Origin of the sequence: Duodenibacillus massiliensis (assembly GCF_900128485.1) — a bacterium.
Taxonomy (GTDB): domain Bacteria; phylum Pseudomonadota; class Gammaproteobacteria; order Burkholderiales; family Burkholderiaceae_F; genus Duodenibacillus; species Duodenibacillus massiliensis.
The window spans coordinates 379,493-399,329 of sequence record NZ_LT635859.1; the positions used below are offsets into that span (position 1 = coordinate 379,493).

Consider the following 19,837-nt stretch of genomic DNA (forward strand, 5'->3'; position numbering starts at 1 on the left):
GGCTTAAACGCGGCGCACGGCGTCAAGAAGGCGCTCTGCGGCGGCTCTCTGCTCGTCCGTGCCGAAGAGCTTTACTTCACGCAGAAGTTTCTCGGCATCGTCCGGGAACCCCGCATCAATCTTTTGCTGGGCAGCGGCGAGCTTCACGGCCATCGCTTCGGGGCTGTGACCGTCCTCTGCCGTTACCGGGGTTTCCGCGGAAAAAGCCTCGGGCGGCTGAATCTGCATCCCCGAAGACGTGCTCGTGAGCGTAAAGGGACGGGGCTCTTCTTCAGGCGCCTGAGCCTTCACTTCGGGCCTAACTTCGGCAGCAGGCTGCGGAGCCGCAGTTTCAGGTGCCTTCGTCTCAGAAGCCGTCACCGTTGCCGCTGCGGCAGCGGTTGCGGTCGCTGTTGCGGCGGGCGCTGCGTCAAAGCCGCGCTTTGCCGCAGCGTCAGCTTCCATGCGCTTCGTGAGCAACTCATCCATGTTCCGCACCTGCTGCGGCGTGGCCGGTTCCGGCCTCAGAAAGCGGATGGTGCGCTCGGTGCGTTCAAACTCTTCCTTTTCCTTCTTGCGGCGCCAGACAAACCAGCCGCCTGCGGCAGCAGCGATGAGAATAATCAAGAGGCCCCAGAGCCAGGCGCTGCTCCCTTCTTCCTCGGTCTTTTCTTCAACCGCGGGTTGCGCCGTCATTACAGGCTGCGTGTCGGCCGCGGGTTCGGTCTTGGTTGCCTGCGTTTGAGCCGGTTTTGTTTCTTCAGGTGCTGCTGCGGGCGTCAGAGCTTCAGTCGTTGCTGCCGCTGTCGCAGCGGCAGCCGCAGCAGCTGCGGCCGGAGCCGCCGTTTCAGGCTTTGCTTCAGGCGCCGCGGGCTTCATGGGCTCAGCGGGTTTGACAGCGGGCTTTTGAACCTCAGCCGCCGGTTTCTTCGGCGTCCAGGCAATGCGGGCTTGCTTCATGCGCTGATGCGCACGGTTCAAGTTTCGTGCCGAGGGGGCCTTACGCATATCCGCATTAGGCGTCACATGCACAAGGCACCAGGCAACGTCGGTGCCGACGGCATCGACCTGCGCCTGTGTGGGCTCCTTTAAGCGGGCACCGGGTTTAAGCCCGCTGATACGGCCGTTTTTAAAGGCAGCAGGGTTGCGGCGGATCAAAGCCACCAGCACTTCTTCGGTACGCGCCCCCTCATAGCGCGGCACCAAGAGGTTGGCAATCGACCACATCGTCATGCCGGGCTTCACGATAATGGGATCGGCGAGCGTGTACTGCGGCTTATTGGTTGTGGTCTTCGCGGAAGCGGGTTTCACTTGAGGCTTTGCCTTCACCGTTTCGCGCTTAGCGGGTGCGGGTTTTGCGGCAGGTTCTGCCTTCTTCGTTTCAACCGAGGGCATGGCGGCCGTTGACGGGAGTTTCCCTGCCGAGGGAGCAGCCTGCTTTGTCTGCGCCTGAGCTGTCGCCATGGGCGCTGCGGCCGGAGCCGGCGCAACTGCCGGTTCCAGGCGGATGCGGTAGTACTTGGCGGAGAGTTTGCCGCCGTCGTTAAGTTCCACAATGAGCGGGAAGTCCCGTGAGGTCACGGGCTTTTCGCTTTTAATGCGGACAACCCAAGGGGACTTACTTTCAAGCGTCAGTTCCAGGCCCGTGTCGGCCGCAAGCGGCTTCTTGCCGATGCGGTCATAAGTTGCTTCGGGCGCAAGACGAACCACCAGGGGCTCGACCTTGGGATCGACATTGTTGACGGTAAGCCGCGCCGACAGGGGCTCATTTAAACGGGAAGTCACGGAAAGCGTGCCGAGGTCTGCGGCCTGAGCCGAAAAACCGATCGCCGCCAGAAGTGCTGCTGCAGCCGTCAATCGCATATCAATCAATCCTGCTGTGGAAACCAAAGTTCAAAGGGTTACTGCCCAATTTGCGTATTATGCACTGCCGACACGGCTGAAGGCATATTTTTTCAAGAGCTGTCCGCCGCTGTCGTTTCGTTTTCCTCTCCTTCGTTTTTGCTGAAAAACTCCGCACACAGTGCCGCCTTACATTGTTCGGCAAAAAGTTTCTTCCACAGAAGAATTTCGTCCGCTTTTCTGCGCGAAATTCTTTTATAAAAGAATTTCAGGCGGTTTCAGCCCAAAGATTCTTCCATACAAGAATTTCAGACAACAGACGCAAAAGAAAACGGCTCCCGAAGTTTTTCCCCGAAGGGAATCTTCGAAAGCCGTTTTGTGCGAATGAGCGCAGTATTCGCCAACTGTGTCAGGTGTTACTTCAGAGGAGTCACACCTGCTCTGCCGTTCATCGCGTCACGGATTTCTTTGCCTGCACGGAAGTGCGGAACAAATTTGGCCGGGACTTCGACGGTGGCCCCCGTCCGGGGGTTGCGGCCCGTGCGCGCTGCACGGTGCTTCAGACTGAAGCTGCCGAAACCGCGGACTTCGACGCGAACGCCGTGGCTCATCGCGCTGATGATCGTTTTGAGGATCTCGTTGACCGCCTCGTCGGCCTCGCGGTTGGTGAGGCTGCCGTGGCGGGCAAAGACCTTGTCGATCAGTTCAGACTTGGTAAGAGCCCGCATAGACACCACCCTGATTACTTCTGTTCAAGCTTAGCCTTGAGCAGAGCACCAAGGTTGGTGGTACCGGCGGAAGCGTCGCTGTTGACGCGGTCAAGCACTTCGCGGGTCTGCGCGGCATCCTTAGCCTTGATGGAGAGCTGGATGGAGCGGTTCTTACGGTCAACGCTGATGATGAGGGCTTCAACCGTGTCACCGACCTTGAGCTGCGTCGTGGCGTCTTCCACGCGTTCGCTCGAGATTTCGGAAGCACGCAGATACCCTTCGGTGTCGTCACCGAGGTCGATCGTGGCGCCCTTAGCATCAACGGCCTTCACCGTGCCTTTGACGAGCGTACCCTTTTCATGGGTGCCGGCAAAGGAAGAGAACGGATCACCGCCCAGCTGCTTGATGCCGAGGCTGATGCGTTCGCGGTCGGTGTCGATTGCGAGAACCATGGCTTCGACTTCGTCGCCCTTCTTGTACTTACGGACGGCTTCTTCGCCCGGTTCGTTCCAGGAGAGGTCAGAGAGGTGCACGAGGCCGTCAATGCCACCGGGCAGTCCGATGAACACACCGAAGTCGGTGATGGACTTGATCTGGCCCTTCACCTTGTCGCCCTTCTTGTGGCTCTGGTTGAATTCCTGCCAGGGGTTGGCCTTGCACTGCTTCATGCCGAGAGAAATACGGCGGCGTTCTTCGTCGATGTCAAGAACCATGACTTCGACTTCGTCACCCAACTGCACAACCTTCTTCGGATCGACGTTCTTGTTGGTCCAGTCCATTTCGGAGACGTGCACCAGGCCTTCGATGCCGCTTTCGATTTCAACGAAAGCACCGTAGTCGGTGATGTTGGTGACCTTGCCGAAGAGACGGGTGCCCTGCGGATAGCGGCGGGCAATGCCGATCCACGGATCTTCGCCCAACTGCTTGAGGCCCAGAGAAACACGGTTCTTTTCCTTGTCGAACTTAAGAACCTTGGCTTCGATTTCCTGGCCGACCTGAACGACTTCGCTCGGGTGACGCACGCGGCGCCAGGCGAGGTCGGTGATGTGCAGAAGGCCGTCGATGCCGCCCAAATCAACGAACGCACCGTAGTCGGTGATGTTCTTGACGATACCCTTGACAACGGCGCCTTCGGCGAGCGTTTCAAGGAGCTTGGCGCGTTCTTCGCCCATGCTCGCTTCCACAACGGCGCGGCGGGAGACAACAACGTTGTTGCGCTTACGGTCAAGCTTGATGACCTTGAATTCGAGGGTCTTGCCTTCGTACGGGGTCGTATCCTTCACAGGACGCGTATCGACCAAGGAGCCCGGCAGGAACGCGCGGATGCCGTTGGTCATGACGGTGAGGCCGCCCTTCACCTTCCCGGTGATGGTGCCGGTGACGAGTTCGCCGGATTCCAGAGCCTTTTCGAGGTTCATCCAGGCCGCAAGGCGCTTAGCCTTGTCGCGGGAGAGGATCGTATCGCCGTAGCCGTTTTCAACCGATTCAATTGCCACGGAAACGAAGTCGCCGGGCTGCACGGTCACTTCACCGCGGTCATCCTTGAATTCTTCGATGGGCACATAAGCTTCAGACTTAAGGCCGGCGTTCACGACAACGTAGTTGTAGTCAACGCGGACAACTTCAGCGGTGATGACTTCGCCCTGGCGCATTTCCTGCTTGGCAAGGCTCTCTTCAAAGAGCTGGGCAAAAGATTCGGTATTGGTATTGTTGGACATGTAGTTAAATCGTTAATGATCTCGCCCGTCCGGGAGTCTGAAATGTCAGACCGATGGGGCGGTGTTGCTTTAAATTTCCCTAAAAGCCCCCGGCGGCCTTTAAGGCTGAAAAACGGTTCTTTACCGGGGAAGCTTCCGCCACCACGCCATGATCTGATCCACGGTCTCTTCAATCGTGAGATCCGAGCTGTCTAGGATGTGCGCATCCGCTGCCGGCACGCAGGGCGCAACCGCGCGTTCGCGGTCCCGACGGTCGCGTTCGGCCAAATCCCGGGTAAGATTTGAAAGGTTAGCAGAAATTCCTTTTTCAATCAACTGGTTATATCTGCGCATTGCGCGCGCTTCAGGCGTAGCCGTCAAAAAGACCTTTAAAGGGGCATCAGGAAACACCACGGAAGCCATGTCGCGGCCGTCCGCCACCAGGCCCGGGGCCTGTGCGTAGCGCCTCTGCAGGTCAAGTAACTCAGCCCGTACCGAGGGGTAGGCCGCCACAACGCTTGCGGCAAGCCCCACCTCTTCGGTGCGGATGGCTTCGGTCACATCCGCGCCGTCCAAAACAATTCGGCCGCCATTAAAGACGGGATGCATGGTTCGGGCCTCTTCAGCGCAGACCGCCTCGTTTTTCAGGTCGCCCCCCGACTTCATGGTTCTTAAGGCGCAGAGGCGGTAAAGCGCGCCGCTGTCGAGATAATGAAACCCGAGCTTTGCGGCAACACGCGCTGACACGGTGCCCTTGCCGCTTGCCGTAGGTCCGTCGATTGCAATAACGTCAACCATCGTTTTTACTACCCGATGCCCCACGGGCATCACTTTGAGTGAATTAACCGGAAAAAATCAGTGAAATAGGCCGGATAGGTCTTTGCGGTGCAGCCCGGATCGAGAATCACGGTTGTGACACCCACCGTCGCCGCCAGCGAAAAGCTCATCGCCATGCGGTGGTCATCATAGGTGGCAACCGTCACTTTTTCGGGAAGGGGCTTCACGCCGCGGCTCACTTCAAGCCAGTCCGGGCCTTCGGTGACTTCAGCGCCGAATTTGCGCATTTCGGTTGCCATCGCGTGAATGCGGTCCGTTTCCTTCACGCGCCAGGAGCCGATGCCGGTCAACCGCACCTTCCCCCGCGTTTTCAGCGCCATCGGCACGAGCGTCATGGCGGCGTCCGGGATGAGCGTACAGTCCGCGTCAATCCCCTTGAGAATGCCGTCTGCCGGGGCCGAGGCCTCAATGAAGTTTTCGCCCTTCACAATCCGCGCGCCCATCATTTCCAATAGGTCCGCAAAAGCCGCGTCCCCCTGAAGCGCATTTTTCCCGACCCCCTCAACGCGCACGGGACCGCCCGCCAAAGCGCCTAAAGCGAGGAAGTAACTTGCACCCGAGGCGTCGCCCTCCACGGCGTACTGTTCTACCGCACGGTATTGCCCCGGCGTCACGAGAAAGCCGTCGGGCAGTTCCGTCACCCTGACGCCGAACGCGGCCATCATGGTAGTCGTGATTTTGATGTAGGGGCGGCTGATGAGCTCTCCCTCAATCACGATTTTGAGGCCTTCGGCAGGGGCTATCAGCGGCGAAATGATAAGGAGCGCCGTCAGGTACTGACTTGAGACGTTGCCTCGGATATGCACCACGTTGCCGCGCGGCTTCACCGGTGAAAACCGAAGCGGCAGAAAACCCTCATTTTGTTCGCAGGTGATCTCAGCACCAAGTTCCCGCAGGGCTGCCAGGAGGTCGGCAATCGGGCGCTCGCGCATGCGCTCGATGCCGTCAATACGGTAGTTGCCTTCACTGAAAGCCAATGCTGCCGTCAGGGTTCTTGCCGCAGTGCCCGCGTTTCCAATAAAAAGATCCGCGGACTTCACCGGGAAAAATCCCCCGCAGCCCGTGACGGTGCAGGCATCGTCCTTCACATCCACCGCAACGCCCAAAAGCCTCAGGCTTTCGATCATGCGTTCCGTATCGTCGGCCCGCAACAGCCCCGTAAGCGTTGTTCTCCCGTGCGCGAGCGCCGCAAGGATGAGCGCCCGGTTGGAAATGGACTTGCTGCCAGGGAGCCGCACGGTGCCCGAGGCAGCGGTAACGGCCGGTACGGTGAGTTCAGGCGGAAAAACTTTCATGGCTCTCCTTTACTTCTTGGCGGGCACCTGAACGGTGCGGCGGATGTGGCTTGCGCGCGAGAAGATTTCAGTGAGCGTTTCGGCGTCCCCGGTGCGGATTGCTTCGTGAAGAAGTGCAAGTTCGGCCTGAACGTTTTCCAGGCTCTCAAGGAGCGCCCGTCGGTTGGCCAGACAAATATCGCGCCACATTACGGGACTGGAAGCCGCAATGCGCGTGAAGTCTCTGAAGCCAGCGCCCACAAAACGGAATTTTTCATCAGCTTCCGGGGTTTTGGCCATCGCGTCCACGAGCGCATAGGCCAGCACGTGCGGCAGGTGACTTACCGCCGCAAAAATCCGGTCGTGCGTTTCAGGCGTCATCCGGAATAGTTTCGCCCCCACGGCTTCCCAGGCTTTTTCCCAGAATGCCACGGCCTCTAGATTCATGTCATCCGTGGGCGTTGAAATCACCTTGGTCCCCGAAAAGAGCGCGCTGTCGGCGTATTCAACACCGGGCATTTCGCCCCCAGCAATCGGATGCACCGGCGCGTAGCGCGAGAACCGTTCTCCCAAGGCTTTCCGGGCCGCGGCAATCACACCGCACCGGGTGGAGCCGACATCGGTCACCCAGGCCTCCTGCCGCATGGCTTCGGTAATCTCAGCAAACACCCCTTCCATCGCGAGAACCGGAACGGCAACCAAAATGCAGTCGGCATCAGACACAGCGTCGGCCACTTTTGCCGTTGCTCGGTCAGCAATTCCGAGGCTCACCGCTTTTTCTGCGGCACCCATGGAAATATCACAGGCCGTGACGGCGTCAACGACACCGGCCTTTTGAAAAGCCCAGGCGGCCGATCCCCCGATTAGGCCCGTTCCGATTAACGCAAGACGCATCGCCCGTCTCCGCCTTAACTAAGCCCGAGCGCTTTGCGCGCGGCCTGAAAGGCTTCAATAAAGCGCGCGTTTTCCCGGGCGGTTCCCACGGACACCCTGAGCCAGTCAGGAAGCCCATAGCTTTTCACCGGCCGCACGATCACACCGCGCTTTAAAAGTTCGGTATTAAGTTCCGCGGTTTTGGGACCGGTCTGCGCAAGCACAAAGTTGGCGGTTGTCGGCAGGTAACGGATCTCCTGCTCCTTAAAGAAGGTTTCAAGCGTTGCGACGCCCGCGCGGTTTTCCTTGTAGACGCGCTCCAAAAACGCGGCGTCGTCAATGCAGGCCGCGGCCGCAGCCTGCGCGGCCGTATTCATGTTAAAGGGCGGCCGGATGCGGTTAAGCATTTCAATGAGCGCGGGCTGCGCAAGTGCAAAGCCGGATCTCAGGCCGGCAAGCCCATAGGCCTTTGAGAACGTCCGCGTCACAACGACGTTTGCATACTCTTTCACCCATTTCAGAGAATCAGTTCTCTCTTCAGGCGCGAGGTAATGGCAGTAGGCTTCGTCCAAAACCACAATGCAGTCGCGCGGGATCTTTGCCAAAAACGCATCAATCGCGCTTTCGGTTAAGGCAAGCCCCGTGGGATTGTTGGGATTGGTGATAAACACGAGCCGCGTTGTCGCGTCAACGGCTGCGGCAATGGCGTCTAAATCCACTGCAAAGTCTTTGGCAGGCACGCACACGCAGCGTGCACCGTTTTCCTGTGCGGAAAGCTCATAAACGGAAAAAGAGTACTGCGAGTAGACGCAGCTTGTTTCAGGCGTGAGCACCAGACGGGCAATGAGGCCCAGGATCTCGTCTGATCCGTTACCGCCGATCACCCAGTCGGGCGTGAGGCCAAAGTGCTTTGCCACCGCCTCACGAAACACACGGGCGTTCCCATCGGGGTAGCGGGAGACTGACGTCATCACCGCTTCCACGGCTTTTCGCGCGCTCTCGGGCATCCCCAGGGGATTTTCGTTACTCGCAAGCTTCACAATTTCGTTGAGTTTGAGACCGTATTCCTTGGCGGTCTCTTCGATGGGTTTGCCCGCCACATACGGGGAAATCGCGGCAATGTGGGGCTTTACTTTCAATGCGTCATTCATGTTCTTTCTCCCTGATTTTTTTCCTGTTGCCGGACTTAATAATCTTTGGCCTGCGGGTAGGAGCCGAGCACCTTAAAGAAACTCGAAACTTCCTTCATTTCCGCCAGAGCCTGCGCGACCTTGGCGTCTGTAGCGTGTCCTTCCACATCCACAAAGAAGTTGTAGTCCCAGGCGCCGTTTCTTGCCGGGCGGCTCTCAAGCCGCATCATCGATACGCCGTTTTTCTCCAGGGGCTCGAGCGCATGAAAGAGTTGCCCCGCGCGGTTGGGAACCGAAAAGACGACACTCGTTTTGTCGCTCCCGGCACTTCCCTTAGCCGCCACCGCGTGCCCGAGCACCAGAAACCGCGTGCGGTTGCGGGGATCGTCCTGAATACCGGCCGAAACAATCTGTAGCCCATAGAGTTCCGCGGCGCGCGTTGCGGCAATCGCCGCCATCTTCGGATTTTTGGAGGCCTCAAGCGCGGCCTCCGCATTACTTGCAGCCGGAATGGTTTTAACGCCCGGCAGGTGCGTGCCGAGCCACGCGCGGCACTGCGCCAAAGCCTGCGGGTGCGCCGAGACCACTTCAATGTCTTCTTTTTTCCCTGTGAAATTCATGAGGTTGTGCGCAATCGGAATGTGCACTTCCCCGATAATGGATAAGGGTGAGGAAAACAGAAGGTCCATCGTGCGCGTCACGGTCCCCTGGGAGCTGTTTTCCACGGGGACGACGGCGTAAAGCGTACGGCCGGATTCGGCCGAATGAAAGACTTCGTCAATACTTTCGCAGGGGCGCGCCTCGATGTTGCTTCCGAACTGCTTTAACACCGCCATTTCGGTGAAGGTCCCCTGGGGGCCCAGATAAGCAACCGACGGCCGGGCTTCGAGCGCCCGGCACGCCGACACAATCTCAAGGTAAAGCGTTGAGAGAACGGAGTCCGGCAAAAGGCCGCCCAGCCGGCGGTTTTCCGCGAGAGCCCGCTCCACCACCTCACGCTCACGTTCGGGGCGGTAGACGGGGGCCGTTCCCTTGGCTTTACCGACGGATTGCGCCAACTGCGAGCGCCGCACGATGCAGCCGACGATTTCGCGGTCCACGGCGTCGATTTCTTTTCTCAGGCGCTCAATTTCCTGTGTGTTTTCTGCTGTCATCGGCTGCTGTCCCTTGGTCTTGGATTATCCGTGCCGCGCGGCAAAGACGGTCATGAAATTGGCAAGAGCCTGCGCTGCCTCCTTGGGCTGCGCGTTGTAGAGCGACGCGCGGATGCCGCCCGCAAGGCGGTGGCCCTTAAGGTTGGTGAGCCCGGCGTCCGCTGCCTCTTTCACAAAAAGCTCCGTGAGCGCTTCTTCCGCGAGCGTAAAGACCACATTCATGCGGCTTCTTGCCTGCGGGGCAATGGTGTTGATATAAAAGCCGTCACTCTTGTCGATCACGTCATAAATGAGGCCTGAGCGCTCTTTGGCGCGGCGGTCCATTTCGGCAATGCCGCCTTCTTTTTTGAGCCACCGCGTCACAAGACACGCCATGTAAACCGCAAAGACGGGCGGCGTGTTGTAGAGGGAATCGGCCTTGGCGTGCACGGCGTAGTTGAGCATCGTGGGGCAGGATTCCGGGGCGAGGCCCAGAAGGTTTTTGCGGACAATGACAACGGTAAGGCCCGCCGGACCGAAGTTTTTCTGGGCGCCCGCAAAGACCAGAGCGTGCTTGGCAAAATCAATCGGGCGCGACAGGAAATTGGAACTCACGTCGCTTACCAGAGGCACACAGTCCGGCACCGGCGGAATGTAGTTAAATTCCAGGCCGTTTACGGTCTCGTTCTGGCAGTAGTAGAGGTAGGCCGCGTCGTTGGGGACCTTCACGACGTCCGCGGGCGGCACGCCGTGACCGTAGTCACTCGTGATCACATCCACGTGGCAGAACTTGGCAGCTTCGGTGGCGGCCTTCTTGGACCAGACGCCGTTAACGATATAAGTGGCTTCCGCAGCGGCTCCGAGAAGATTCAGAGGAACCATTGCAAACTGCAGGTGACCGCCCCCCTGCAGAAACAAAATATCGTGCGTTTCAGGGATTGCGAGGAGCTCTCTGAGGTTCGTCCGGGCTTCTTCATGAATCGCCGAATAGGTGGCCCCGCGGTGACTCATTTCGAGAATACTCATCCCCTGCCCGTGAAAGTTCGGCAGTTCACGCGAGGCTTCTTCCAGAACCTCCAGCGGCAGCACCGCCGGGCCCGCTGAGAAGTTATACACACGGTTCATAGAAATTCCGCGAGGAAACCCGCGTCTTCAGACGCGGGAGGAATCGCGGCCCTCCTTTCTCAGTTCAGTTAAAAACATCTTTCGCTTCTCAAGAAGCGAAAGTTTCTTGTAGGAAATACCGGCAGAAATCTTTGTACCGTTCAGACGGCGCACATCGAATGCACCCGAGGAGCGTCTGCCAAAAATAAAGCCGACTTCCCCTTTGCACAGCACCTTGTCAAAGAGCCTGAAGCCGTGCACTAGGTACGGAGCCTGATGGCGCTTGCGCACACCGCCTTTGAGAATCGTCAGCTTGTGGATCTGGCGATTGTGGCGGCGCGTCTGTTTCTGAAACAGGTATTCGCCCCGACGTTTTGCGTCGAGGACGCCAGCAATGCAGAAAGCGTCCGCGCAATGCGTCTTCGGCAAGCCCGCGACGATGCGCTTGTGTTTGGTCAGATACCCGTAGGCATTCGTGACAGGCAATTCGGGATGGCGCTCGCGCAGGCGGTTGAGCACCGTCCAACGCATGATGCCCATGAAAGTCTCTGCCCTGAAAGAAGCGCCGCGCCGGGGACTGAACTGCTTCAACTTGCCTGCGTGATACGCCTTGTGGCACGCCTCGCACAGCGTGATGAGGTTGCCCGGCGCGTCGCCTCCCGTTTTCCGACTCTCAATGTGATGCACGTTGAGAATCAGATCTTTCGATCTGCCTTTGCAGGCTTGGCAAACGTGACCGTCGCGGAACAGCACATATTCGCGCACGTTCCAAAAGCCAAGCTGCTCGCCCTGCTGATAGCCTTCGCCTTCAATCTCCGGGTTTTTGATCTTCTGCATATCGAACGCCGCCGTTTCTACGGTAACGGAGGTGACGGGCAGAAGACGCAAAACAGCCTCGATGCGCGAAAGATGGGCACGGATGCGGTTTTCAACGGACGGCGCAAGCCAACCCTTGTGCTTTGATCGAACGCGATTGTCAAAACGCGGCGCACGGCAGCGGGTCTTGCGGTTGCGTCGGGCGCGGCGAAGTGCCAAGCGATCCGAGAGCAAGCCCGTCACGTCCTGCCGCAGTTCGACCTCGGAAGCCAACAACTCTTCCTTGGCGGTCGTTGCGCTCAGGCCGACGTGCTTGTAGCCCGCATCCACACCCAAGGTGATCGGCTGCTTGGNAGGCTCCGTCTGCTCGACCTTGCGGTCGGTGGTGATCCTTCGCCAATGTTGGAAGGGGTTTGTTGTCTGAAGCACCGCTCCTACCTCTCAGAGCTTTTAACCGCAGACCGCAGAGCGCGGGACTAGGATCGACATCCCGCGGTGCCTGTTTGCGTCCCGTCTTGCGACTGAACGGATTCCCAACCAACGGAGTCCGTCCGAAAACGGACTGAGGCTAGTCAACCAAGACTTGTTGCCAAGCCTCTGACTTCAGTCAGGGGTAGTTGACGAGGTTTCTCCCTTCACGTTTACTCTGACTGCCGCGGGTTAAAGCGTGACGTCCGCCCTGCAGTCGGCAAGCCGGCCTTTCGCCATGAAAGACCGGCTTTGGGGTTTACTTAGTTGTTGTCGGTAGTGTCTGACGGTGTGTCAGGTGCGGTCGTTTCGTTCTCCGCCGTTTCCTGATCCTCAGCACCCGTCTGAGCGGCTCCCGCTTCACCGTCACCCTCGCCGCCTTCGCCCTCGTTATCGAGGTCGTCTTCGGCCACGCGCACGATGTGAATGAGCCGGTCATCGCCCCTCACATCCATGAGCGTCACGCCCTGTGCGGCGCGCCCGGTGACACGCACGTCGGAGACGGGGCTCCTCACGATGTTGCCCGACTCCGACAAGAACATCACGGAGTCATTTTCGTGCACGAGCACTGCCCCGATCACGCGGCCGTTACGTTCCGTCGTGGCAATCGCGATCATGCCCTTGGTGTTTCTGGCGTGACGCGTGTATTCGCTGATCGGCGTGCACTTACCGTAGCCGTTTTCGCAGGCTGTGAGAACCATCTGCGTGTCGTCTTCAGCCACCAAAAGGGCAATCACACGGTCTTCGCCCTCAAGCCTCATGCCGCCCATACCGCGGGCCGTACGGCCGAGGCTTCTCACGCAGGCTTCATCAAAGCGCACGGCTTTGCCGGCGTCCGAAAAGAGCATCACATCGTGCTTACCGTCGGTGATGGCAACCCCAATCAGGCTGTCACCTTCATCGAGACTGATCGCAGCCTTGCCGGCGCGCTTCACCTGCTCGAACTCGGTAAGCGGTGTCTTCTTCACAACGCCCTTGGCGGTTGCCATAAAGACGAAGTGATCAGCCTCAAAGGCGGTCACAGGAAGCGCAATCGTGATCTTTTCTTCGGGCATCAACTGCAGAAGGTTCACGATCGCCTTGCCTTTACTCGCGCGGGCGCCTTCCGGAATGAGGTAGACGTCAAGCGAATAAACGCGGCCGAGGTTACTGAAGCAGAGCACCTTACCGTGGGTGTTGGCGACAAACACCTGTTCAATGACATCGCCTTCCTTCATCTTCGCAGCGCGCTTACCCGTGCCGCCGCGCTTTTGTTCACGGTATTCGGCGAGCGCCAAGCGCTTGATGTAGCCCTCACGCGAGAGCGTCACAACGACGTTTTCGTTGGCGACAAAATCGAGGGGATTGAAGTTCGGGTCGCTTGAATTATCGATTTCAGAGCGGCGCGCGTCGCCCCACTTCGTCTTCAACTCTTCAAGTTCCGCGTCCATGATCGCCATCACGCGCTCGGGGCGCGCGAGGATATCCAGAAGATCCGCAATCTGAGCGTGGCATTCGCGGTATTCGTCGTTTAATTTGTCCTGCTCAAGGCCCGTCAATTTCTGCAGCGCCATCTGCAGAATCTTGTCGGTCTGAACGCCGCTTAAGTGGTAGCGCCCGTCCTTATCAAGCCCGCAACCGGCTTCGGCGTCCTCGGGCATGTAGGCCGACGGGTCACCGACACCGGTGAGAAGCGACGTGACGAGCGCCGATTCCCAGGCGCGCGCCATCAGCTGCTGCTTGGCAATTGCAGGGGTCGGCGCCGTCTTAATGACGTTTAAGAACTCATCGATGTTGGACAAAGCCACCGCCTGGCCTTCCAAAATGTGGCCCCTCATACGGTTTTTGTTGAGCCTGAAGATCGTGCGGCGGTTCACAACCTCGCGGCGGTGTCTCAAAAACGACTCAATGATCTGACGGAGGTTTAATAGGCGCGGCTGGCCGTCCACGAGCGCCACCATGTTCATGCCGAACGAGGTCTGCAGCATCGTGAGCTTATAGAGCTGGTTGAGGATCACCTCGCCAAAAGCGCCCTGCTTAAGTTCCATCACGATGCGCACGTTCTGCGACGACTCGTCACGAAGTTCCGAAATCCCTTCGATCTTCTTGTCGTGCATCAGGCGGGCGATGGTTTCAACGAGCACCTTCTTATTGACCTGATACGGGATGTCGTCAACGACCAGAACCTGGCGCCCTGTCTTCGTTTCTTCGTAGTGCGTGTGCGAGCGGATCACAACGCGCCCGCGCCCGGTGCGGTAGCCCTCGTGCACGCCCTTGAGGCCAAAGATGATGCCCCCCGTGGGAAAGTCTGGAGCGGGCATCTTGGCAATCAGTTCGTCAACACTGGCGTCCGGGTGGTGCAGAAGATGGCGGCACGCGTCCACGGTTTCTCCGAGGTTGTGCGGCGGGATGTTCGTTGCCATACCGACCGCAATACCCGCAGAACCGTTCACCAGCAGGTTCGGAAGTTTCGCAGGGAGCACCACCGGTTCTTTTTCGGAGTTATCAAAGTTCGGGACAAAGTCGACGGTGTCTTCCTCAAGGTCGTCCAGCATGGAGTCCGCAATCTGCGCAAGACGGCACTCCGTGTAACGCATGGCCGCCGCCCCGTCGCCGTCAATGGAACCGAAGTTACCCTGGCCGGAAACGAGCGGATAGCGCATCGAAAAGTCCTGCGCGAGGCGCACCAAGGTCTGGTACGCGGCCTGGTCGCCGTGCGGGTGGTACTTACCGATCACGTCACCCACAACACGCGCGCACTTTTTGGTGGGGTTATTGAAGGTGTTGTTGAGCTGGTGCATCGCGTACAGAACGCGCCGGTGCACGGGCTTAAAGCCGTCACGCACATCAGGAAGAGCACGGCCCACGATCACACTCATGGCGTAATCGAGGTAAGCCTGCTTCATTTCCGTTTCCAGCGTCACGGGAAGCGTTTCAAGGGAATAGGAAATCGGCATGCCGTTGGCTTCGCCGTCGTTGATCGATCCGCTTTCGTCGTGATTCTGATTGTCGTTGGTGTCCTGATCCATACTGAGCTCTGTTTGTGTCTGACAACCCTAAAAATGCCGGAAAAGATTCTTTGCCGGCGGAAAACGATTTATTTTACCGTTTTAGCCCGCGTTTCTCCTCACCCGTTTCCGCGTCCGTAAGGCCCTCAAACAGGGCTTCACCGTTGAAAAGTGAGACACGCAGACTGTGCCGACACACAAATCAGGCCGATTTCTACCACATTGGCCGTTTTTTAGGGCACAATGGCATAAGTCAGAACTATATCTGCCGCAGGCGTAGCACTGCGCCCGCGGCTCATCTTCCCGTTTTTCGGGTCCGGCGGCCGTATTTCCCGCCGGTGTGTGGACGCTGCAAACAGTGCCTATTTTTTGAAGGAAAAGGAAATGAAAACTTCTGTCAAGATCGGCGGTCTGATTGCCGCGACTTTGATTGCGACGACCGGTGTTAGCACGGCTGCTCCCGTGAACCCCTACGTTGTCAATTCCACCAACGCCACCGTCATGAATCCGTTCGGCCTTTGCTGGCGTACCGGTTTCTGGACTCCGGCTCTGGCTGAACAGGCCGGTCCCGAAGGCGCCGGCTGCACCTGCGACAAGGACATCCTCTCGGCGGAAGCCTGCGGCAAGACCGCTGCGGCTCCGGTGACCGCTCCCACAACCGCCAAGGTGACGCTTTCCGCCGATATGCTCTTTGGCTTTGACAGCGTGAACCTCTCCGCTGCCGGTCAGGTTCTTCTTGACCAGCTCGTGAGCCGTATGGCCGGCATGGACCTCGAAGTCGTGCTTGCCACCGGTTACGCTGACCGCCTGGGCTCCGAAGCCTACAACCAGAAGATCTCCCTCGCACGCGCCGAATCCGTGCGTGACTACCTCGGCATGAAGGGCGTTGACACGACCCGCATCCAGACCGAAGGCCGCGGCACCGCTGATCCGGTTGTTGACTGCCCGAATCCCAGCAAGGCCGGCGACATCAAGACGAAGGCTGATCTCATTGACTGCCTCGCCCCGAACCGCCGCGCTGTGATCGAAGTGATCGGTACGCGTACTGTTGAATAAAGATTCAACAGTCTCGGTTGTTTTATTCCGTAAAGCGGCAAGGGTTTTACCTTGCCGCTTTTTTTATGCAATCTCAACAACTGATCGCTTAACAAATTTCAATTATTGGCTTTAACTTTAAAAGATAAAATGTTCTCTTGGTTCAAAAAAAATCTTTGCCTGTATCGGGATACGAATACCTAGCTGAACATGCAGGAACCTATGATCAGCTTTTCACACCTATCGCAGCTGAGCACTGCATAACCAATATCAATCAAAAAATTGTGTGGCAAATGTGGTGGCAAGGGATGCATACACTGCCTCCGATTGCCAGAGTTTGCATAGAAAGCTGCTCCAAAAACTGTCCTCCTGGATACAGACACGTAATCATAACAAAGGATAATATTTCAGATTTTATTGTTATTCCGGACACAATCAAAGAAAAGCTTTCTCGTGGTTATATCTCAATCACACATTTTTCGGATTATGTAAGAGTTTGTCTCTTAAACAAATTTGGAGGAATTTGGGCTGACTCTACAGTCTTTTTCAGGGCACCCCCACCAGAGTTTGTCACATCATCAAACTTATTTTATTTTCAATCACCATCTTGGTTTATTTACAACCAATCCATACCTCAAAACTTAGCCAAAGGTTATTTAAATCTTCCCTCGTCTGTAGGCACAATCCACTCAGGGTCTTCTTGGTTCATTGCAGCTGCCCCGCAAACATACACACTATCCTATACAAAAAAAATACTAGAAAAATATTGGGAGGAACAGAATAAATTGATCGATTACTTTCTTTTTCATGCGGCAATTTCTTGGGCCATCACAAGCAAGAGTGAATGTCGTGCTGAATTTGATTCGATGCCAAAATTATCCAATATCGCTCCGCATCTACTTCAGTTCTCACTACTTGAAAATGAAGAGCTTATTCTTGATATTTTTAAACAAAGTTTTTGCCACAAGCTGACATGGAAACGCAAGATTAGCTCTTGTCAAGAAAAGAAAATACTCGCCTCTCTACAATCACTGGGGAAAATCCTTCAGAGGTAAAAAAAATGAAAAATCCGTTATCCTTCATCTTCAATCTTCTACAAATCAACAAAGAGAAAATTGTATTTTCAAACTTTGATGGCAGAGGATACGGGTGCAACCCAAAATATATAACCGAAGAACTACTAAGGCGAGGAGTTCATTGCAAAATTATTTGGCTAAGCGATGACCCTGCCGAAACATTTCCGGACAACGTATGGGTAAAAAAATGGAATAAAATTTTAAGAATATTCGAATGGAGCACTGCAAAAATAATTGTCAATAATGTCAGAATGGGAAAATATTTCGACAAAGGCTTCCATAAAAAAAATGGCCAAATATATATTCAAACCTGGCACGGATCAATGGGAATTAAGAAAATGGAAGCCGATTGCAAACATCTGACATCAAAATACATAAAAAGATCTCAGTTAGATTCCTCCAAAATTGACTACTTGCTATCAAATTCAACCTGGCTGTCTGAAAAGTACAGAAGCTCTTTTTTCTATTCAGGGGAAATTATAGAGGAAGGAAGTCCGAGAAATGATTTATTTTTTTCTGCTAATCGAAAAGAAACTGCCAACAAGATAAAGCAACTTCTTGGAATTAGCTCCGCATCGAAAGTAGCGCTATATGCGCCAACATTTAGAGATGGCAATGGCAATAGACAGATCACAGTAAATCTCCAAAATCTAAAACATGCTCTAGAAAATAAATTCGGGGGCGATTGGAAGATAGCTTTACGTCCACCCCCGAATCAGCCGCTTAATATAAATGAAGAAAATGAAGCAATAAACGTTGCTCACTATCCAGACCCACAAGAACTTTTATTAATAGCAGATTGCCTAATAACGGATTATTCAAGTGCTGCCTATGATTTTATGTTATTAAGGAGACCCGTTTTTCTCTTCGTCCCCGACTACGACCATTATCTGTGCACAAGAGGGCTCTACTACCCACTAGCAGAAACTCCTTTTTCAATTTCAAAAAATAACGCAGAACTATCCAAAAACATAGAATCATTTAACCAGGCAGATTACACATTAAAAGTCAATAGTTTTCTAAAAGAAAAGGGATCCCGTGACTGTGGTCACGCATCCAAAGCTATTGTAGACATCATAATAAGAAATATCGGGAAATAATAAAATGAAAAACGTAGCAATTATTTTAGCTGGCGGCTCAGGAAAACGGACGGGGCTAAGCAAACCAAAACAATTTATCAAAATTGCCGGCAAAATGGTGATTGAGCACACCATACAAGCCTTTGAGCAACATAAAAACATCGATGAAATTGCAGTTGTGGTTTCTACATCATGCTACGCCGAAATGGAAGACATTATCTGTCGCAATAATTGGCATAAGGTCAAAAAGATTTTAAATGGCGGCTCAGAAAGATTTGAATCCAGTCTTTCGGCCATAAAAGCTTATGAAAAAGAAAAAGATATAAATCTAATTTTTCACGATGCCGTTAGGCCTCTCGTTTCTTCGAGAGTAATCAGTGATGTATGTGACGCGCTAACACAATATTCAGCAGTAGATGTTGTAATCCCTGCTGTTGATACTATTGTTAACGTTAGTAGCGATAAAGATTTTATAAAAAACATCCCTGATCGAGCCTTTCTGTATCGAGGACAAACGCCTCAAGGGTTCTACCTCCCTACAATTAAGAGCGCCTATGATCTCGCTTTGAAAGATAAAAACTTCCAAGCCACAGATGACTGTGGCGTAGTAGTGAAGTACCTACCTAAAACAAAAGTAAAACTGGTCTTAGGCGAGGAGACAAATCTTAAGTTGACTCACCAGGAAGATATTTTCCTTTTAGACAAACTTTTCCAGCTTAAAACCAATACTCCAGAAGAAAGAGATCTCTGCAGTCTCAAAGATCAAGTCATTGTGATTTTTGGCGGCAGTTCTGGCATTGGCAAGGACATTGCTGATATCGCAAAACGTTATTCTGCCAAAGTCTATGTATTTTCAAGATCCTTTGGCAATGTAGATGTTGCAAAGCGAAATGATGTCCGTGATGCTTTAGAAAAGGTTTTCTTACAAGAGGGATGCATTAACTTTGTAGTTAATACTGCTGCAATTCTTCGGAAGGGATGTCTTGTCGGAACGAATTCTCAAGAGATTAAAGACCTGATTGATATCAATTATTTTGGCGCAGTTAATGTCTCGGCAGAAGCTTATAAATACTTAGCCATGTCTCAAGGACAACTTTTGCAATTTACTTCAAGCTCTTACACAAGGGGAAGATCCGGCTACGCCCTATATTCGTCAACAAAAGCTGCTGTCGTTAACCTTGTGCAAGCCCTTGCAGAAGAATGGGCAAGTAAAAACATCCGAGTGAATTGCATTAATCCCCAACGCACCAACACTCCAATGCGACTGGCTAATTTTGGAATTGAAGACCCAAAAACATTGCTGAATTCCAAAGATGTTGCCAAAGCCTCTTTGCAGACTCTTCTGTGCAATACCACAGGCGAAGTTATAGACGTAAAACTGCCAAGTTAATGTAATACAGCCATTGTTATGTAACCTTTACACCAATGGCTGTAAACACTACAAGCAACCGCTATACTGCCGCCTCACCGGTTTCTCCGGTGCGGATACGGATCACCTGCTCCACATCAAACACAAAGATCTTGCCGTCACCGATCTTGCCGGTACGTGCACTCTTTTGGATGGCTTCAAGGCACCGCTCGACGAGGTCATCGGCGACAGCGGCTTCAATCTTTACCTTGGGCAGAAAATCCACCACGTATTCGGCGCCGCGGTAAAGCTCCGTGTGCCCCTTCTGACGGCCAAAGCCCTTCACTTCCGTCACGGTAAGTCCGTTCACACCGATGTCAGCGAGTGCCTCACGCACTTCATCGAGCTTAAAAGGTTTGACGATAGCGACAACGAGTTTCATTTTTTAT

At 54.9% G+C, this 19,837-nt stretch carries 16 protein-coding genes; 4 read left to right on the forward strand and 12 right to left on the reverse strand.

What is annotated here, in order from left to right; all coding sequences use genetic code 11:
* Positions 1-3 precede the first annotated feature (3 nt).
* From BQ7486_RS04720 to gyrA, 11 genes are all read right to left on the reverse strand, one after another.
* Entirely contained in the window at positions 4-1,842 is a 1,839-nt protein-coding gene (locus BQ7486_RS04720) for a type IV pilus assembly protein FimV (RefSeq protein WP_074009129.1), read from the reverse strand.
* 395 nt (positions 1,843-2,237) lie between these two features.
* The gene (locus BQ7486_RS04725; protein ID WP_022374052.1) at positions 2,238-2,549 is read right to left on the reverse strand and encodes an integration host factor subunit beta; all 312 of its coding nucleotides are present in this window, start codon (positions 2,547-2,549) and stop codon (positions 2,238-2,240) included.
* 14 nt (positions 2,550-2,563) lie between these two features.
* Positions 2,564-4,249, reverse strand: coding sequence for a 30S ribosomal protein S1 (gene rpsA / locus BQ7486_RS04730; RefSeq protein ID WP_074009130.1), 1,686 nt, complete (start codon positions 4,247-4,249; stop codon positions 2,564-2,566).
* Positions 4,250-4,369: 120 nt separating this feature from the next.
* Positions 4,370-5,026 (reverse strand): (d)CMP kinase, encoded by a 657-nt coding sequence (cmk, locus tag BQ7486_RS04735; RefSeq protein WP_235836730.1) that lies wholly within the window; start codon positions 5,024-5,026, stop codon positions 4,370-4,372.
* A gap of 29 nt (positions 5,027-5,055) precedes the next feature.
* The gene (gene aroA / locus BQ7486_RS04740; RefSeq protein WP_074009132.1) at positions 5,056-6,360 is read right to left on the reverse strand and encodes a 3-phosphoshikimate 1-carboxyvinyltransferase; all 1,305 of its coding nucleotides are present in this window, start codon (positions 6,358-6,360) and stop codon (positions 5,056-5,058) included.
* Between the two features lie 9 nt (positions 6,361-6,369).
* Positions 6,370-7,233: a prephenate dehydrogenase gene (locus BQ7486_RS04745; protein ID WP_074009133.1), complete on the reverse strand. Its 864-nt coding sequence runs from the start codon at positions 7,231-7,233 to the stop codon at positions 6,370-6,372.
* A 14-nt stretch (positions 7,234-7,247) separates the two neighbouring features.
* Positions 7,248-8,363 (reverse strand): histidinol-phosphate transaminase, encoded by a 1,116-nt coding sequence (gene hisC, locus BQ7486_RS04750; RefSeq protein ID WP_074009134.1) that lies wholly within the window; start codon positions 8,361-8,363, stop codon positions 7,248-7,250.
* Positions 8,364-8,398: 35 nt separating this feature from the next.
* The gene (gene pheA, locus BQ7486_RS04755) at positions 8,399-9,496 is read right to left on the reverse strand and encodes a prephenate dehydratase (RefSeq protein WP_074009135.1); all 1,098 of its coding nucleotides are present in this window, start codon (positions 9,494-9,496) and stop codon (positions 8,399-8,401) included.
* Positions 9,497-9,520: 24 nt separating this feature from the next.
* The gene (serC, locus tag BQ7486_RS04760; protein ID WP_022374044.1) at positions 9,521-10,600 is read right to left on the reverse strand and encodes a 3-phosphoserine/phosphohydroxythreonine transaminase; all 1,080 of its coding nucleotides are present in this window, start codon (positions 10,598-10,600) and stop codon (positions 9,521-9,523) included.
* A 27-nt stretch (positions 10,601-10,627) separates the two neighbouring features.
* Positions 10,628-11,824, reverse strand: coding sequence for an RNA-guided endonuclease IscB (gene iscB, locus BQ7486_RS04765; protein ID WP_084765674.1), 1,197 nt, complete (start codon positions 11,822-11,824; stop codon positions 10,628-10,630).
* Positions 11,825-12,126: 302 nt separating this feature from the next.
* The gene (gene gyrA, locus BQ7486_RS04770) at positions 12,127-14,799 is read right to left on the reverse strand and encodes a DNA gyrase subunit A (protein ID WP_074009260.1); all 2,673 of its coding nucleotides are present in this window, start codon (positions 14,797-14,799) and stop codon (positions 12,127-12,129) included.
* 435 nt (positions 14,800-15,234) lie between these two features.
* Here gyrA and BQ7486_RS04775 point away from each other — a divergent pair, with 435 nt between their 5' ends.
* The 4 genes from BQ7486_RS04775 to BQ7486_RS04790 all read left to right on the forward strand — a co-directional run bounded on the left by BQ7486_RS04775 (position 15,235) and on the right by BQ7486_RS04790 (position 19,430).
* On the forward strand, positions 15,235-15,906 hold the full coding sequence (locus tag BQ7486_RS04775; RefSeq protein ID WP_074009261.1) for an OmpA family protein: 672 nt from the start codon (positions 15,235-15,237) through the stop codon (positions 15,904-15,906).
* A 137-nt stretch (positions 15,907-16,043) separates the two neighbouring features.
* Positions 16,044-16,940: a capsular polysaccharide synthesis protein gene (locus BQ7486_RS04780; RefSeq protein WP_074009136.1), complete on the forward strand. Its 897-nt coding sequence runs from the start codon at positions 16,044-16,046 to the stop codon at positions 16,938-16,940.
* Complete coding sequence (locus BQ7486_RS04785) at positions 16,880-18,061, forward strand: CDP-glycerol glycerophosphotransferase family protein (protein ID WP_143183050.1); 1,182 nt, start codon at positions 16,880-16,882, stop codon at positions 18,059-18,061. Before BQ7486_RS04780 ends, BQ7486_RS04785 begins: the two co-directional genes overlap by 61 nt.
* Positions 18,062-18,065: 4 nt before the next feature.
* Positions 18,066-19,430 carry a bifunctional cytidylyltransferase/SDR family oxidoreductase gene (locus tag BQ7486_RS04790; RefSeq protein WP_074009138.1) on the forward strand — a complete coding sequence of 455 codons (1,365 nt, stop codon included), beginning with the start codon at positions 18,066-18,068 and terminating at the stop codon, positions 19,428-19,430.
* Positions 19,431-19,491: 61 nt separating this feature from the next.
* Here BQ7486_RS04790 and glnK read toward each other — a convergent pair whose 3' ends face one another.
* On the reverse strand, positions 19,492-19,830 hold the full coding sequence (gene glnK, locus BQ7486_RS04795; protein WP_022374040.1) for a P-II family nitrogen regulator: 339 nt from the start codon (positions 19,828-19,830) through the stop codon (positions 19,492-19,494).
* Positions 19,831-19,837: the final 7 nt, after the last annotated feature.

Excerpts from the sequence above, each read along its gene's own strand:
- gyrA (WP_074009260.1), bottom strand. The coding sequence starts at position 14,799 with ATGCCGATTTCCTATTCCCTTGAAACGCTTCCCGTGACGCTGGAAACG.
- glnK (WP_022374040.1), bottom strand. The coding sequence starts at position 19,830 with ATGAAACTCGTTGTCGCTATCGTCAAACCTTTTAAGCTCGATGAAGTG.
- cmk (WP_235836730.1), bottom strand. The coding sequence starts at position 5,026 with ATGGTTGACGTTATTGCAATCGACGGACCTACGGCAAGCGGCAAGGGC.
- serC (WP_022374044.1), bottom strand. The coding sequence starts at position 10,600 with ATGAACCGTGTGTATAACTTCTCAGCGGGCCCGGCGGTGCTGCCGCTG.
- hisC (WP_074009134.1), bottom strand. The coding sequence starts at position 8,363 with ATGAATGACGCATTGAAAGTAAAGCCCCACATTGCCGCGATTTCCCCG.
- aroA (WP_074009132.1), bottom strand. The coding sequence starts at position 6,360 with ATGAAAGTTTTTCCGCCTGAACTCACCGTACCGGCCGTTACCGCTGCC.
- BQ7486_RS04790 (WP_074009138.1), top strand. The coding sequence starts at position 18,066 with ATGAAAAACGTAGCAATTATTTTAGCTGGCGGCTCAGGAAAACGGACG.
- BQ7486_RS04725 (WP_022374052.1), bottom strand. The coding sequence starts at position 2,549 with ATGCGGGCTCTTACCAAGTCTGAACTGATCGACAAGGTCTTTGCCCGC.
- BQ7486_RS04775 (WP_074009261.1), top strand. The coding sequence starts at position 15,235 with ATGAAAACTTCTGTCAAGATCGGCGGTCTGATTGCCGCGACTTTGATT.
- rpsA (WP_074009130.1), bottom strand. The coding sequence starts at position 4,249 with ATGTCCAACAATACCAATACCGAATCTTTTGCCCAGCTCTTTGAAGAG.
- pheA (WP_074009135.1), bottom strand. The coding sequence starts at position 9,496 with ATGACAGCAGAAAACACACAGGAAATTGAGCGCCTGAGAAAAGAAATC.
- BQ7486_RS04745 (WP_074009133.1), bottom strand. The coding sequence starts at position 7,233 with ATGCGTCTTGCGTTAATCGGAACGGGCCTAATCGGGGGATCGGCCGCC.
- BQ7486_RS04720 (WP_074009129.1), bottom strand. The coding sequence starts at position 1,842 with ATGCGATTGACGGCTGCAGCAGCACTTCTGGCGGCGATCGGTTTTTCG.